Source organism: Rhodanobacter sp. B2A1Ga4 (assembly GCF_018101315.1).
Lineage (GTDB): Bacteria > Pseudomonadota > Gammaproteobacteria > Xanthomonadales > Rhodanobacteraceae > Rhodanobacter > Rhodanobacter thiooxydans_A.
Genome location: NZ_JADBJR010000001.1, coordinates 465,514 through 478,945, shown reverse-complemented (window position 1 = coordinate 478,945; position 13,432 = coordinate 465,514). Strand labels below are relative to the sequence as shown.

At 65.3% G+C, this 13,432-nt stretch carries 10 protein-coding genes; 4 read left to right on the top strand and 6 right to left on the bottom strand.

Features of this window, described 5'->3' with window-relative positions:
* Positions 1-159: 159 nt before the first annotated feature.
* Both IMW82_RS02190 and IMW82_RS02185 read right to left on the bottom strand, forming a co-directional pair.
* Complete coding sequence (locus tag IMW82_RS02190) at positions 160-1,269, bottom strand: OmpA family protein (protein ID WP_108472339.1); 1,110 nt, start codon at positions 1,267-1,269, stop codon at positions 160-162.
* 364 nt (positions 1,270-1,633) lie between these two features.
* The gene (locus tag IMW82_RS02185; protein ID WP_108472340.1) at positions 1,634-3,085 is read right to left on the bottom strand and encodes a bifunctional 2-methylcitrate dehydratase/aconitate hydratase; all 1,452 of its coding nucleotides are present in this window, start codon (positions 3,083-3,085) and stop codon (positions 1,634-1,636) included.
* A 283-nt stretch (positions 3,086-3,368) separates the two neighbouring features.
* Here IMW82_RS02185 and IMW82_RS02180 point away from each other — a divergent pair, with 283 nt between their 5' ends.
* Positions 3,369-4,058 (top strand): TerC family protein, encoded by a 690-nt coding sequence (locus IMW82_RS02180; RefSeq protein ID WP_108472341.1) that lies wholly within the window; start codon positions 3,369-3,371, stop codon positions 4,056-4,058.
* 95 nt (positions 4,059-4,153) lie between these two features.
* On the opposite strand, the gene prpC is transcribed toward IMW82_RS02180, so the two are convergent.
* Positions 4,154-5,299 (bottom strand): 2-methylcitrate synthase, encoded by a 1,146-nt coding sequence (gene prpC / locus IMW82_RS02175; RefSeq protein WP_108472342.1) that lies wholly within the window; start codon positions 5,297-5,299, stop codon positions 4,154-4,156.
* A 69-nt stretch (positions 5,300-5,368) separates the two neighbouring features.
* Positions 5,369-6,253, bottom strand: a complete 885-nt coding sequence (gene prpB, locus IMW82_RS02170; RefSeq protein WP_108472343.1) for a methylisocitrate lyase — start codon at positions 6,251-6,253, stop codon at positions 5,369-5,371.
* Positions 6,254-6,414: 161 nt separating this feature from the next.
* Between prpB and IMW82_RS02165 the strand changes: the two genes are divergently transcribed.
* From IMW82_RS02165 to ahpF, 3 genes are all read left to right on the top strand, one after another.
* Entirely contained in the window at positions 6,415-7,731 is a 1,317-nt protein-coding gene (locus IMW82_RS02165) for a dicarboxylate/amino acid:cation symporter (protein ID WP_108472344.1), read from the top strand.
* 180 nt (positions 7,732-7,911) lie between these two features.
* Positions 7,912-8,475, top strand: a complete 564-nt coding sequence (gene ahpC, locus IMW82_RS02160; RefSeq protein WP_108472345.1) for an alkyl hydroperoxide reductase subunit C — start codon at positions 7,912-7,914, stop codon at positions 8,473-8,475.
* 158 nt (positions 8,476-8,633) lie between these two features.
* Positions 8,634-10,223 carry an alkyl hydroperoxide reductase subunit F gene (gene ahpF, locus IMW82_RS02155; RefSeq protein WP_108472346.1) on the top strand — a complete coding sequence of 530 codons (1,590 nt, stop codon included), beginning with the start codon at positions 8,634-8,636 and terminating at the stop codon, positions 10,221-10,223.
* Between the two features lie 92 nt (positions 10,224-10,315).
* Here ahpF and prpE read toward each other — a convergent pair whose 3' ends face one another.
* Together prpE and IMW82_RS02145 are read right to left on the bottom strand one after the other, a co-directional pair.
* Complete coding sequence (prpE, locus tag IMW82_RS02150) at positions 10,316-12,208, bottom strand: propionate--CoA ligase (RefSeq protein WP_108472347.1); 1,893 nt, start codon at positions 12,206-12,208, stop codon at positions 10,316-10,318.
* Positions 12,209-12,370: 162 nt separating this feature from the next.
* Positions 12,371-13,354 (bottom strand): malate dehydrogenase, encoded by a 984-nt coding sequence (locus tag IMW82_RS02145; protein ID WP_108472359.1) that lies wholly within the window; start codon positions 13,352-13,354, stop codon positions 12,371-12,373.
* Positions 13,355-13,432: the final 78 nt, after the last annotated feature.

Sequence of the window (13,432 nt, the reverse complement as noted above, 5' to 3'; positions counted from 1 at the left end):
GGGCGCGGGGGACGAGAACCAGGCGGGCGAGACATCACGCTAGCGTATCGGCCATGACCGCAGCACGACAAGGACACGCCACGGGCATCAGTGGCTGATGGGCGAAAAAAAACCCGGCCGAAGCCGGGTTTTTTTCATTGCCGTGTTGCTGCGGTGCGATTACTGCTGAACCTGCAGCTCCGTGCGACGGTTCTGCGCGCGACCGGCGTCGGTGGCGTTGTCACCGATCGGGTTGCTCTCGCCGTGGCCGATCGGGCCTTCCAGACGGCTGGCACTGATGCCATGGCTGGTCAGGTAGTTGTAGACGATCGAGGCGCGACGCTCGGACAGCGACTGGTTGTACGCGTCGGTGCCCTTCGAGTCGGTGTAACCGGCAACCGTCACCTTCACCTGCGGGTAACGCTGCAGGGTATCGATGGCCTGGTTCAGCACGGCGATCGAATCGGCGCTCGGCTCGGCCAGCGACTTCGAGATGTCGGTCTCGCCCTTCTTCGGGCGGTCGTACTTGAAGTTCACGCCGCGCAGGTCGATCACGACCTTCTGCGGGCAGCCGTCCGGACCGACGATCGTGCCGGCAGCCGTGCCCGGGCACTTGTCTTCGCAGTCGTTGACGCCATCGCCATCGCTGTCCTTCGTCGAGCAATCAGCCGGAGGCGGGGTAGCCGCAACCGGAGCCGGAGCGGCAGCCGGAGCGCCGAAGCGCGACACGATGCTGAAGCCCAGGAACCAGTCGCCATAACCGTCCTGCGCCGGCTGGGTCTTGTTGTCCCAGTCGTAACGGTAGCCGGCTTCGATGCGCACATCGGAGCTGTCGGTGACCGTCTTGGACAGGCCGCCGCCCAGCTCGGCCGCCGGCGACCAGCCGTGGTCGCCGTGCGACTGGTGGTTGCTGCCCATCACGCCGGCCAGCAGATACGGACGCCAGGCGTTCCAGTCACCTGCATAGAAACGCACCGCGGCACCGACAGTGTTATTGGACCACTTGCCACCTGCGTCAACTTTGCGCTTGGTACGATCCACGAACAGGTCGATCGATGCGTTCGACGAAATGAAACGACCCACGCCCAGGCCGTAATAGAACTGGCGGCTGTTGGTATTGCGATCGGTGTCGTTGTAATAACCACCCACGGTCGGCGCGATATACCAGCGACCGTCATAGGATGAGGCAGCCGACTCGGTGGTGGCGGGAGCAGCCGTGTCCTGCGCATGAACGGCACCTACGCCGCCCAGGGCCAGCGCAATCAGAAAATACAAGCCCTTACGTTTCATCAGGTGTCTCCTCATTTATTAGGTTTCGCGTCCGTTCAACCCCAACCGGAAGTCGCGTGTCAGAACTGAACTACGTCACTCAGAGCTTTTGATAGCCCCTGCTTGGCGTTTATGCGACAAGCGGCGGGGATTGTAGCAAAATCGTTAAGCAGGGGATGCTGCAACTACTAATGAAGTCATTTGCTGGTGAGGCTTCGTTCAGGAAAGTTCACACGGGTTTGCACACGCTTGAATCCTGTGAAATCCGTGCCGACCCAGTGTAGCTGCCTTCACGCCTGCTCCTCGGTTGAATGGCAAGCGACTGGCAGGGGCGTAACCTCCAAGTGGACTCCGCCCTTGCCTTAATCTTCCACTCACGTCGTCTTTACAATGTGAAGAGCCCCAGGAAGTGATGCAGCGGCATCGCATCCAGCCGTGCCGGATTCTCCGCAGCCGCCATGATCGCCTTGACCTGATGTGCCGGCAAATGGCCACGCATGGCTGCCTCGAACTTCCGCAGCAATACCGGAATGCCTTCGGCGCGACGCTTGCGATGGCCGATCGGATAATCGATCGAGACTTTTTCCGTGCTGCTGCCGTCCTTGAAGAACACCTGCACCGAATTGCCGATATAGCGCCTGGTGGGGTCGAAGTAGTCACGCGTGAATTGCGGATTCTCGATAACCGTCATCTTGTCGCGCAGTGCATCGATGCGGGGATCGGCAGCCACTTCGTCGTTGTAGTCGCTGGCCACCAGCCGGCCGAAGATCAGCGGCACCGCCACCATGTACTGGATGCAGTGGTCGCGGTCGGCGTAATTCGCCAGAGGGCCGGTCTTGTCGATGATGCGGCAGCCGGCTTCCTGCGTCTCGATGACGATCTTCTCGACCTGGTCGAGCCTGCCCGCCACTTCTCCGTGCAGCTTCATCGCGCACTCCACCGCGGTCTGCGCGTGGAACTCGGCCGGGTAGCTGATCTTGAACAGCACGTTCTCCATCACGTAGCTGCCGAACGGACGCTCGAATTCGAACGGCTTGCCCTTGAACGCCACGTCGTAGAAGCCCCAGGTCTTCGCCGACAGTGCCGAGGGATAACCGACCACGCCGCGGTACACCGCATTGATGGCATGGGTCACTGCGCGGCGGCAGGCATCGCCGGCGGCCCAGCTCTTGCGCGGGCCGGTGTTCGGCGCGTGGCGGTAGGTGCGCAGGGCGCCGTTGTCGATCCAGCTGTGCGACACCGCGGTGGTGATCTGCTCCTTGTCGCCGCCGAGCATCGCGGTGGCCACCGCGGTGGAGGCCAGCCGCACCAGGATCACGTGATCCTGGCCGACCCGGTTGAAGCTGTTCAGCAGCGCGTAGCAGCCCTGGATCTCGTGCGCCTTGATGGCGTAGCCGAGCACGTCGCGCACGGTCAGTGGCTGGCCGCCCTCGCGTTCCGCCTTGCGGCTGAGGTAGTCGCCCACCGCCAGGATGCTGCCGAGGTTGTCCGACGGGTGGCCCCACTCGGCCGCCAGCCAGGTGTCGTTGAAGTCGAGCCAGCGGATCTGCGTGCCGATGGCGAACGCGGCCTGCACCGGGTCCAGCTCGTGGCTGGTACCCGGCACGCGCGCACCGCCCGGCAGCGTGGCGCCCGGCACCAGCGGGCCGAGGTGCTTCACGCACTCGGGGAACTTCATCGCCAGCATCGCGGTGCCCAGCGAGTCCAGCAGCATGTAGCGCGCGGTGTCGTAGGCCTCCTTCGAGTCGATCTGGTAGTCGACCACGTAATCGGCGATGTCGACCAGCGGCTGGTCGGGATCGGGGCGGACGGCGGAGCGGATGTCGTGCGCACTCATGATGGAATCTCGCGGCAGGGAAAACCGTCATTTTAGCCGACTACGGAGGCGAGGATGTTCCGTGCGTCGCTTGACCGCGACCATGCCGCACCTCGACAATCCCCGCACACCCAGAAGGGAGTAGTTCCCGTGACGGTTCGTTTGTCACGGTGTGGTGATCGTCAACACGAGCGAAGCATCGCTCCGGTCACCCGGCAGTCGTCCTGCGAACGAGACTTTTGCGGTGGCTACGGGCCGCGCGTGTCCGTGCCCACTGCATCGTCCAACGCGCATGGAAACATCCATGGATTTTGCCGCCCACGACTTCTTCTCCGGCCTGCTGGCCATCATCCTGCTCGACCTCGTGCTGGCTGGCGACAACGCCATCGTCATCGCCATGGCCGCCAGCCGCCTGCCCAAGGACTTGCAGAAGAAGGCCGTGTTCTGGGGCACGTTCGGTGCCGTCGCGGTCCGTTTCGCACTTACCGCCGTCGTCGTCTACCTGCTGAAACTGCCGGGATTGATGCTGGCCGGTGGCGTGCTGCTGCTGCCGATTGCCTGGAAGCTGCTTAACCACGGCGACGACGAGGGCCCCAACATCAAGGCCGGCAACACGTTCTGGAGCGCGCTGCGCACGATCATCGCCGCCGACGCACTGATGGGCCTGGACAACGTGCTGGCGATCGCCGGCGCCTCGAAGGGACATCTGCTGCTGGTCATCCTGGGCCTGCTGATCAGCGTGCCGCTGGTGGTCTGGGGCTCCACCCTGATCCTGAAGCTGATCGACCGTTTCCCTTTCATCATGTACATCGGCGCCGCCGCGATCGCGATCACTGCCGGGCGCATGATCGCCCATGACCAGTTGCTCAGCGGCTGGTTCGACGCGCACGCCTGGGCGAGGTACGCCCTGGACGCACTGGCCGTGATCGCCATCTGCGGCGGCGGCTGGTTGCTGCAGCGGCGACGGCTGCGGCTGAAGTCGTCCACCGGCTGAAGCCTGCACGGCGGGCACACAGGCAACCGGCTCGACGCCGGTGCAACAAAAGAAAGGAGCCTTTCGGCTCCTTTCGTTCGGCCTGGAACATACGCTCAGCGCTTGTCGATCGGCACGTAGGCCTGGTCTTCCGGGCCGGTGTAGTTCGCGCTGGGGCGGATGATCTTGCCGTCCTGGCGCTGTTCGATCACGTGGGCGCTCCAGCCGGAGGTGCGCGCGATCACGAACAGCGGCGTGAACATCGCGGTGGGCACGCCCATCATGTGGTACGCGCTGGCCGAGAACCAGTCGAGGTTCGGGAACATCTTCTTGACCTCGCCCATCACCTTCTCGATCCGCTCGGAAACGTCGAACAGGGTCGGGTTGCCGCCGTCGGTGCACAGCTTGCGCGAGACTTCCTTGATGATCTCGTTGCGCGGATCGGACACCGTGTAGACCGGGTGGCCGAAGCCGATGATGATCTCCTTGCGCTCGACGCGGGCACGGATGTCGGCTTCCGCATCGTTCGCGCTGCGGTAGCGCGCGATGATCTCCATCGCCACCTCGTTCGCGCCGCCGTGCTTCGGGCCGCGCAGCGCGCCGATCGCGCCGGTGATCGCCGAGTACAGGTCCGAACCGGTGCCGGCGATGACGCGGGCAGCGAAGGTCGAGGCGTTGAACTCGTGCTCGGCGTACAGCACCAGCGACTTGTCCAGCGCCTGCGCGTGCAGGTCGCTGGGCTTCCTGCCATGCAGCAGGTGCAGGAAGTGGGCGGCGATCGAGTCGTCGTCGGTCTCGGTTTCGATGCGCTTGCCGTTGTGGCTGAAGTGGTACCAGTACAGCAGCATGGAGCCGAAGCTCGCCATCAGGCGGTCGGCGATGTCGCGCGCACCGGTGACGTTGTGGTCGTCCTTCTCCGGCAAGACGGTGCCCAGCACCGAGCAGCCGGTACGCAGCACGTCCATCGGATGAGTGGCGGCCGGCAGCAGTTCCATCGCCGCCTTGACCGGCGCCGGCAGGCCGCGCAGACGCTTCAGCCGCGCACGGTAGTTGTTCAGTTCGGTCCAGTTCGGCAGCACGCCATGCACCAGCAGGTAGGCCACTTCCTCGAAGCAGCCCTTGGCGGCCAGATCGTGGATGTCGTAACCGCGGTAATGCAGGTCGTTGCCGCTGCGGCCGACCGTGCACAGCGCGGTGTTGCCCGCGGCCACGCCGGACAAGGCGACGGATTTCTTGGCCTTGGGAAGGACTTGCTCGCTCATCGGAAATCTCCAGGGTGCAGGTTGGTGCTTTTCGGCGGAGGCCCGCCACGGGCCTCCCTACGGCAAGGGTCAGCTTTGCTTCGAGAACAGCGTGTCGAGCTTGTCCTCGTAGGCGTGGTAGCCGAGGAAGTCGTACAGCTCCTCGCGCGTCTGCAAAGTGTCGATGATGTTCTTCTGCGTGCCTTCGCGGCGCACGGTCTCGTAGAAATTCAGCGCCGCCTTGTTCATCGCGCGGTAGGCGCCGCAGCAGTACAGCGCGATGTCCACGCCGGCGTCGCGCAATTCGTCGGTGGTGAAGAACGGGGTGGAACCGAACTCGGTGAGGTTGGCCAGGATCGGTACTTTCACCGCGGCCTTGAACTTGCGGTAGTCGTCCAGCGTCTTCATCGCCTCGGGGAAGATCATGTCGGCGCCGGCTTCGACATAGGCGCAGGCGCGCTCGATCGCCGCATCGATGCCTTCGACGGCCGCCGCATCGGTGCGCGCCATGAGCACGAAGCCGGGGTCAGTGCGCGCGTCGACCGCCGCCTTCACCCGGTCGACCATCTCGTCCTTCGACACCACTTCCTTGCCGGGGCGGTGGCCGCAACGCTTCTGCCCCACCTGGTCTTCCATGTGCACCGCCGCCACGCCGATGCGCTCGAACGAGCGGATCGTGCGCGCGATGTTGAAGGCCCCGCCCCAGCCGGTGTCGATGTCCACCAGCAGCGGCAGACCGGTGGCGTCGACGATGCGGCGCGCGTCGGTGAGCACATCTTCCATCGTGCTGATGCCCAGGTCCGGCATGCCCAGCGAATTGGCAGCCACGCCGCCGCCGGACAGGTACAGCGCCTTGTAGCCGACGCGTTTGGCCATCAGGCCGGCGTAGGCAGTGATCGCGCCCATGACCTGCAGGGGCTGCTCGGCGGCGAGTGCGGCGCGAAAACGTGCGCCCGGGGATGCTGGCTGCGTCATGTGGCCTCCGTCAAAGCGGCCATTTTAGCCCATGCCCGTCCGCAACCGGGATTGGACTTTCCGCCACACCTGCGTGCCGCCAGGGCGTCGGCGTGGCCGGGGCCGCGGGCAGCGAAAATTCCTGCGTGACGAATCCGCCATGGCCCCGTACATTCAACCGGATGAGCACATCGACTCCTCTCGCAAAACGCATCCTCTGGGGCCTCGTGATCGGCGTGGTCGCCGCCGTGGCCACGCTGGGCATCGGCCAGTGGCATCCGCCCACGCTGGCGCTGATGCAGAAGATCTCCGCCGCGGTGTTCGACCCGTTCGGACAGATCTTCCTGCGCATGTTGTTCTTCGTGGTGATCCCGCTGGTATTCACCTCGCTGGCCTCCGGCGTGGCCCAGCTCGGCCGGCTCGACCGGCTCGGCCCGCTGGCCGGCCGTACCTTCCTGTTGTTCTTCCTCAACATGGGCATCGCCGTGGCGATCGGCCTGGTGATGATGAACACGGTGCAGCCGGGCCACCACCTGGACGAACAGGCGCGCAGCCAGCTGATGCAGGAATACGGCAGCAGCGCGCAGCAGTCGATCGAGCGGAAAGCAGCCCAGCCCGGCATGAGTTTCGGCACGCTGGTGGAGATGTTCATGCCGCGCAACCTGCTCGGCGCCGTGGCCGGCCCCAGCCGCGATGCGCTGGGCGACGTGCTGCCGCTGATCCTGTTCGCGATCCTGGTCGGCGCGGCGGCCACCCAGCTGCGCGAGAAGGAGCGCAAGCGGGTGCAGATGGCGCTGGACACGATCACCGACCTGATGACGAAGATCGTCGGCTTCGCGCTGGAACTGGCCCCCTATGCGGTGCCGGCGATGATCTACAGCGTGATCGTCAAGGTCGGCGTGGACGTGTTGCTGGCGCTGTCGGTGTTCGTGGTCGGCTGCAGCGTGGCACTGGCGCTGCACCTGTTCGGCACCATGTCGTTGTGGTTGCGCTTCCTGGCCGGACGCTCGCCGCTGGCCTATTTCCGACAGATCCGGCCGCTGCTGATCACCGCATTCTCGACCAGCTCCAGCAACGCCTGCCTGCCCGCCTCGCTGGCGGTGGCGCACGACGAGTTGAAGCTCGCGCCCAGCACGGCCGGCTTTGTGCTACCGCTGGGCGCCACCATGAACATGAGCGGCACCGCCCTGTTCGAGGGCTGCGTGGTGCTGTTCGTGGCGCAGGCGTTCGGCGTCGAGCTCACCCTGAGCCACCAGGCCATCCTGATGCTGCTGTCGGTGCTCAGCGCGGTGGCCGTGGCCGGCATTCCGGGCGGCTCGCTGCCGATGATCGCCGGCCTGCTGGCCACGTTCGGCATCCCGCCCGAGGGCATCGGCATCGTCATCGGCGTCGATCGCATCCTCGACATGATGCGCACCACGGTAAACGTGGGCAGCGACATCGTCACCGCCACGGTGGTCGACCACCAGTTGCGCGACCGCCTGATCGCAGCGCCGTAAGCTTCCGCGAGTGAGGTGATTGGCTGAGCCGGAGCTTGAAGCCGTCCCATCCGGCCTCACCTCTGGATCACCATGCGATAGTCAGAAGCAATCGAACCCATGTCAACAATCAATTAGATTTATTGAATTGCAGGCCGTAACATCTCTTCATTCTTCAACCACCACGGGAAGCAAGCAACGATGTCCCTGATCAATACCGAAGTGAAACCGTTCAAGGCCCAGGCCCTCAAGGCCGGCAACTTCATCGAAGTCACCGACGCCAACCTGAAGGGCAAATGGTCGGTGGTATTCTTCTACCCGGCCGACTTCACCTTCGTCTGCCCGACCGAACTCGAGGACCTGGCCGACAACTATGCCGAGTTCCAGAAGCTGGGCGTGGAGATCTACTCGGTGTCCACCGACACCCACTTCGCCCACAAGGCCTGGCACGACACCTCCGACGCGGTGAAGAAGATCCAGTACACCATGGTCGGCGATCCGACCCATCAGATCTCGAAGAATTTCGAAGTGCTGATCGAAGATGCCGGCATCGCCGATCGCGGCACCTTCGTGATCGATCCGGCGGGCAAGATCCAGATCGTCGAGATCACTGCCGGCGGCATCGGCCGTGACGCCAAGGAACTGCTGCGCAAGGTCAAGGCCGCGCAGTACGTCGCCAGCCACCCGGGCGAAGTCTGCCCGGCCAAGTGGAAGGAAGGCGAGAAGACCCTGGCGCCGTCGCTGGACCTGGTCGGCAAGATCTGATCATCCCGATCGGATCATCCCGATCCGATCCACCCTGCGCGAAAGCGCCACGGACCCGGAGTTCTTCCGGGTCCGGATTTCCGAAACAGGCTTGAAGCGACGCCCGGGTCCGCCCGGGTGCTCGCCGCACTCACCCTGAAGAAACCCACGGAGTTGCCATGTTGGATGCCAATCTCTCTACCCAGTTGAAGGCCTATCTGGAAAAGGTCACGCAGCCGATCGAGATCGTCGCGTCCCTTGACGACAGCGCCAAGTCCACCGAACTGAACGAGCTGCTCGAGCAGATCGCCTCGCTGTCCGACCGGATCAGTCTGGTGCGTCGCGACGACGATGCGCGCAAGCCCTCGTTTGCGATCAACCGCGTCGGCAGCGACATCGGCGTGCGTTTCGCCGGCATTCCGCTGGGCCATGAATTCACCTCGCTCGTGCTCGCCCTGCTGCAGGTCGGCGGACATCCGTCCAGGACCGCTGCGGACGTCATCGAGCAGGTACGCAATCTCGACGGCGATTACAAGTTCGAGACCTATTTCTCGCTGTCCTGCCAGAACTGCCCCGACGTGGTGCAGGCGCTGAACCTGATGAGCGTGCTCAACCCGAAGATCCAGCACGTGGCCATCGACGGCGCGCTGTACCAGGATGAGGTCGAGGCGCGCCAGGTGATGTCGGTGCCCACCGTCTACCTCAACGGCGAAGTGTTCGACCAGGGCCGCATGAGCCTGGAGCAGATCCTGGCCAAGCTCGACACCGGTGCCGCGCAGCGCGAGGCCGAGAAGATCAAGGCCAAGGACGCGTTCGACGTGCTCGTGGTCGGCGGCGGCCCGGCCGGCGCAGCCGCAGCCATCTACGCCGCACGCAAGGGCATCCGCACCGGCGTGGCGGCCGAGCGTTTCGGCGGCCAGGTGCTGGACACCATGGCGATCGAGAACTTCGTCTCGGTCTCCGCCACCGACGGACCGAAGATGGGCGCGGCGCTGGAACAGCACGTCAGGGAATACGACGTCGACATCATGAACCTGCAGCGCGCCGAGAAACTGCTGCCGGCCAGCGAACCGGGCGGGTTGATCGAGATCGGATTGGCCAATGGCGCCACGCTGAAGTCGAAAACCGTGATCCTGTCCACCGGCGCGCGCTGGCGGCAGATGGGCGTGCCCGGCGAAGACGAGTACCGCAACAAGGGCGTGGCCTATTGCCCGCACTGCGACGGCCCGCTGTTCAAGGGCAAGCGTGTGGCAGTGATCGGCGGCGGCAACTCCGGCGTGGAGGCGGCAATCGACCTGGCCGGCATCGTCAGCCACGTCACCCTGATCGAGTTCGACGGCAAGCTGCGTGCGGACGAAGTGCTGCAGCGCAAGCTGCGCAGCCTGCCCAATGTCGACGTCGTCGTCAGCGCGCAGAGCACCGAAGTGCTGGGCGACGGGCAGAGGGTCACCGGTCTGGTCTACAAGGACCGCACCGACGGCGTGATGCACAGCCTTGCACTGGAAGGCATCTTCGTGCAGATCGGCCTGCTGCCGAACACCGAATGGCTGAAGGGCACGCTGGAACTCAGCCCGCGCGGCGAGATCGTGATCGACGCACGCGGCCAGACCTCGCTGCCCGGCGTGTTCGCCGCCGGCGACGCCACCACCGTGCCGTACAAGCAGATCGTGATCGCGATGGGCGCCGGTTCCACCGCCGCGCTGAGCGCGTTCGACCACCTGATCCGCAGCCCGGTGGCGGCAGTGGAAAAGAAAGCGGTAGCGGCGTGAGCGCCGCTTTATACGAGGGCACTACCCACCGCTCTTGATCCACTGCCAATCACGGCACAAAGCAAACCGGCGGGCAGTGCCCGCCTGCGTCATCAACCCTGGTCGGGTCCACGTTCCAGCGCACGACGGATATCGTCGAGCGCGCCCGGGTCGTCCAGCGTGGACAAATCCCCCGGGTCGCGCTGCTCCGCCAGCGCCTGCAGCGAGCGGCGCAGCAGCTTGCCGGATCGCGTTTTCGGCAAGGCATTCACCACATACACGCGTGACGGTTTCGCCACGCCGCCGAGCTGGTCGACCACGCGCTGCTGCATCGCCTGCGCCACTGCATGGGCGCCGTCGCCGGCATCCTGCTTCAGCGTGGCGAACACGATCGGCACCTGCCCTTTCAATTCGTCCTTCACGCCGATCACCGCCGCCTCGGCCACCGCCGGATGGCTGGCCACCGACTCCTCGATCTCGCGCGTGCCCAGGCGGTGCCCGGCCACGTTGATCACGTCGTCGGTGCGGCCGAGCACGAAGGTGTAGCCGTCCTCGTCGCGAACCGCCCAGTCCAGCGAGCTGTACAACAGCTCCTTGAAGTGGCTGAAGTAACTGTGCACGTAGCGGTCGTCGTCGCGCCACACGGTGGTCAGGCAGCCCGGCGGCAACGGCAGCTGGAACACCAGCACACCCTTGCTGCCGGCCGGCACTTCCTTGCCGGTATTCTCGTCGATCACCTTCATCCGGTAGCCCGGCGCCGGCAGGCCGGGCGAGCCGAATTTCACCGTCTTCAGCTCCAGCCCCGGCATCAGGGTGATCGCCGGCCAGCCGGTCTCGGTCTGCCAGTAGTTGTCGATCACCGGCACGCCGAGCGCGTCGGTGATCCACTGCGCGGTCGGCTCGTCCAGCGGCTCGCCGGCGAGGAACAGCCACTTCAGCTTCGACAGGTCGTACTTCTTCAGCCAGCTCTCGTCCTGCTTCTTCAGCACGCGGATTGCGGTCGGCGAGGAGAACATGGTGCGCACGTTGTAGCGCTCGCACAGCTGCCACCAGATGCCGGCATCCGGTCTCGTCGGAAGGCCCTCGTACAGCAGCGAGGTGGCGCCGCCGATCAGCGGACCGTAGACGTTGTAGGAATGCCCCACCGCCCAGCCCACGTCCGAGGTGGCGAACATCACCTGCCCCGGCGCGATGTCGAACACGGTGCGGATCGACAGCGCCATCGCCACCGCGTAGCCGCCCACGTCGCGCTGCACGCCCTTCGGCTTGCCGGTGGTGCCGGAGGTGTACAGCAGGTAGCTCGGCTCGTTCGATTCCAGCCACACCACCGGCACCTCGGCATCCTCGTAGTGCGCGTGCAGCTCGGCGTAGTCGAGGTCGCGCCCGGCCACCCGGGTCATCTGCGGGTCCAGCTTGCGATCGACGATCAGCACGTGCGGCGGCGGCGCCGAGGCCTCGTCGAGCGCCGCGTCGACCAGCGGCTTGTACGGAATCACCTTGCCCGCGCGCATGCCGGCGTCGGCGCAGACCAGCAGCTTCGGCTGCGCGTCGTCGATGCGCAGCGCCAGGTTGTGTGCGGCAAAACCACCGAACACCACCGAATGGATCGCGCCGATGCGCGCGCAGGCCAGCATCGCGAACACCGCCTCGGCGATGTTCGGCAGGTAGATCACCACGCGGTCGCCCTTGCCCACGCCCAGCGACTGCAGCACCGCGGCAAACGTGTTCACCTCGCGATACAGCTGACGGTAGGTGAACTCGCGGGTGATCCCGGTTTCGCTGGAGACCGCCACCAGCGCCAGCTGTTCCGGCCGCTCGGCCAGGTGCCGGTCGATCGCGTTGTAGCAGAGGTTGGTGGTGCCGCCGACGAACCAGCGCCGGAACGGCGGATTCGACTGGTCAAGGATCTGTCGCGGCGGCGTATCCCAGTGGATCAGCCGCGCCTGCTCGGCCCAGAACTGCTCCGGCTGGTCGATCGACTGCCGGTAAAAATCCTCGTAACGCATGGGCGGCCTCCGGAGCTTGGTTGCCGCAAGCCTAGACCAGCCCGGCGGCTGCATCATCGCGACGATGGTCGTAGTCGCCGGCGACCAGGAGCAACCCAGGCAGAAACCAGGAGGGCGGCCCATGGCCGCCCTCCTTCGTCTGCGATGAACCTGCAAGCTCGCTTATTTCGCGAACAGGTGCTCGACGCCGGCGCGCTCCTCGCGCAGTTCCTTGTCGGTGGCGTCCATGCGGGTACGCGAGAAATCGCTGACTGCCAAGCCCTGCACGATTTCATACTTGCCGTTCTTCACAGTGACCGGGTAGCCGTAGATCACGCCCGGCTTGATGCCATACGAGCCGTCGGACGGGATGCCCATCGAAACCCAGTCACCCTCGGCCGTGCCCAGTGCCCAGCTGCGCATGTGGTCGATCGCGGCCGAAGCGGCGGAGGCCGCGGACGAGGCACCGCGCGCCTTGATGATCGCCGCGCCGCGCTGCTGCACGGTGGGGATGAAGTCGCTCTCGTACCAGGCCTGGTCGACCAGGCTTAGCGCCGGCTTGCCGTCGACGGTGGTCTGCGACAGGTCCGGATACTGGGTGGAGCTGTGGTTGCCCCAGATCGTCATCTTCTTCACGTCGGTGTTGTGCTTGCCGGTCTTCTCGGCCAGCTGCGCCTTGGCACGGTTGTGGTCCAGGCGGACCATCGCGGTGAAGCACTTCGGGTCCAGGTCCGGGGCGTTCTGCTGGGCGATCAGCGCATTGGTGTTGGCCGGGTTACCCACTACCAGCACCCGCACGTCGCGCTTGGCATGCGCGTTCAGCGCCTTGCCCTGCGGACCGAAGATCGCGCCGTTCGCCTCCAGCAGGTCCTTGCGCTCCATGCCAGGGCCGCGCGGGCGGGCACCGACCAGCAGCGCGTAGTCGACATCCTTGAACGCCACGTTCGCGTCATCGGTGGCGACCACGCCGGCCAGGGTCGGGAACGCGCAATCGTTCAATTCCATCACCACACCCTGCAGCGACGGCAGCGCGGGGGTGATTTCCAGCAGGTGCAGGATCACCGGCTGGTCGGGGCCAAGCATGTCGCCGGCAGCGATGCGGAACAGCAAGGCATAGCCGATCTGGCCAGCGGCGCCGGTGACGGCAACTCGAACGGGGGCTTTCATCATCTGATCTCCGTGAAGGGCGAATCGGGAAGGTGGAATCGGAAGAGCCGCATGGGGTGATTTCCCATGCCCGACTCC

What these genes read in the sequence shown, in the direction of transcription:
- IMW82_RS02190 (WP_108472339.1), bottom strand. Translation starts at nt 1,269, where the DNA reads ATGAAACGTAAGGGCTTGTATTTTCTGATTGCGCTGGCCCTGGGCGGC.
- IMW82_RS02185 (WP_108472340.1), bottom strand. Translation starts at nt 3,085, where the DNA reads ATGAGTGCGCACGACATCCGCTCCGCCGTCCGCCCCGATCCCGACCAG.
- IMW82_RS02180 (WP_108472341.1), top strand. Translation starts at nt 3,369, where the DNA reads ATGGATTTTGCCGCCCACGACTTCTTCTCCGGCCTGCTGGCCATCATC.
- prpC (WP_108472342.1), bottom strand. Translation starts at nt 5,299, where the DNA reads ATGAGCGAGCAAGTCCTTCCCAAGGCCAAGAAATCCGTCGCCTTGTCC.
- prpB (WP_108472343.1), bottom strand. Translation starts at nt 6,253, where the DNA reads ATGACGCAGCCAGCATCCCCGGGCGCACGTTTTCGCGCCGCACTCGCC.
- IMW82_RS02165 (WP_108472344.1), top strand. Translation starts at nt 6,415, where the DNA reads ATGAGCACATCGACTCCTCTCGCAAAACGCATCCTCTGGGGCCTCGTG.
- ahpC (WP_108472345.1), top strand. Translation starts at nt 7,912, where the DNA reads ATGTCCCTGATCAATACCGAAGTGAAACCGTTCAAGGCCCAGGCCCTC.
- ahpF (WP_108472346.1), top strand. Translation starts at nt 8,634, where the DNA reads ATGTTGGATGCCAATCTCTCTACCCAGTTGAAGGCCTATCTGGAAAAG.
- prpE (WP_108472347.1), bottom strand. Translation starts at nt 12,208, where the DNA reads ATGCGTTACGAGGATTTTTACCGGCAGTCGATCGACCAGCCGGAGCAG.
- IMW82_RS02145 (WP_108472359.1), bottom strand. Translation starts at nt 13,354, where the DNA reads ATGAAAGCCCCCGTTCGAGTTGCCGTCACCGGCGCCGCTGGCCAGATC.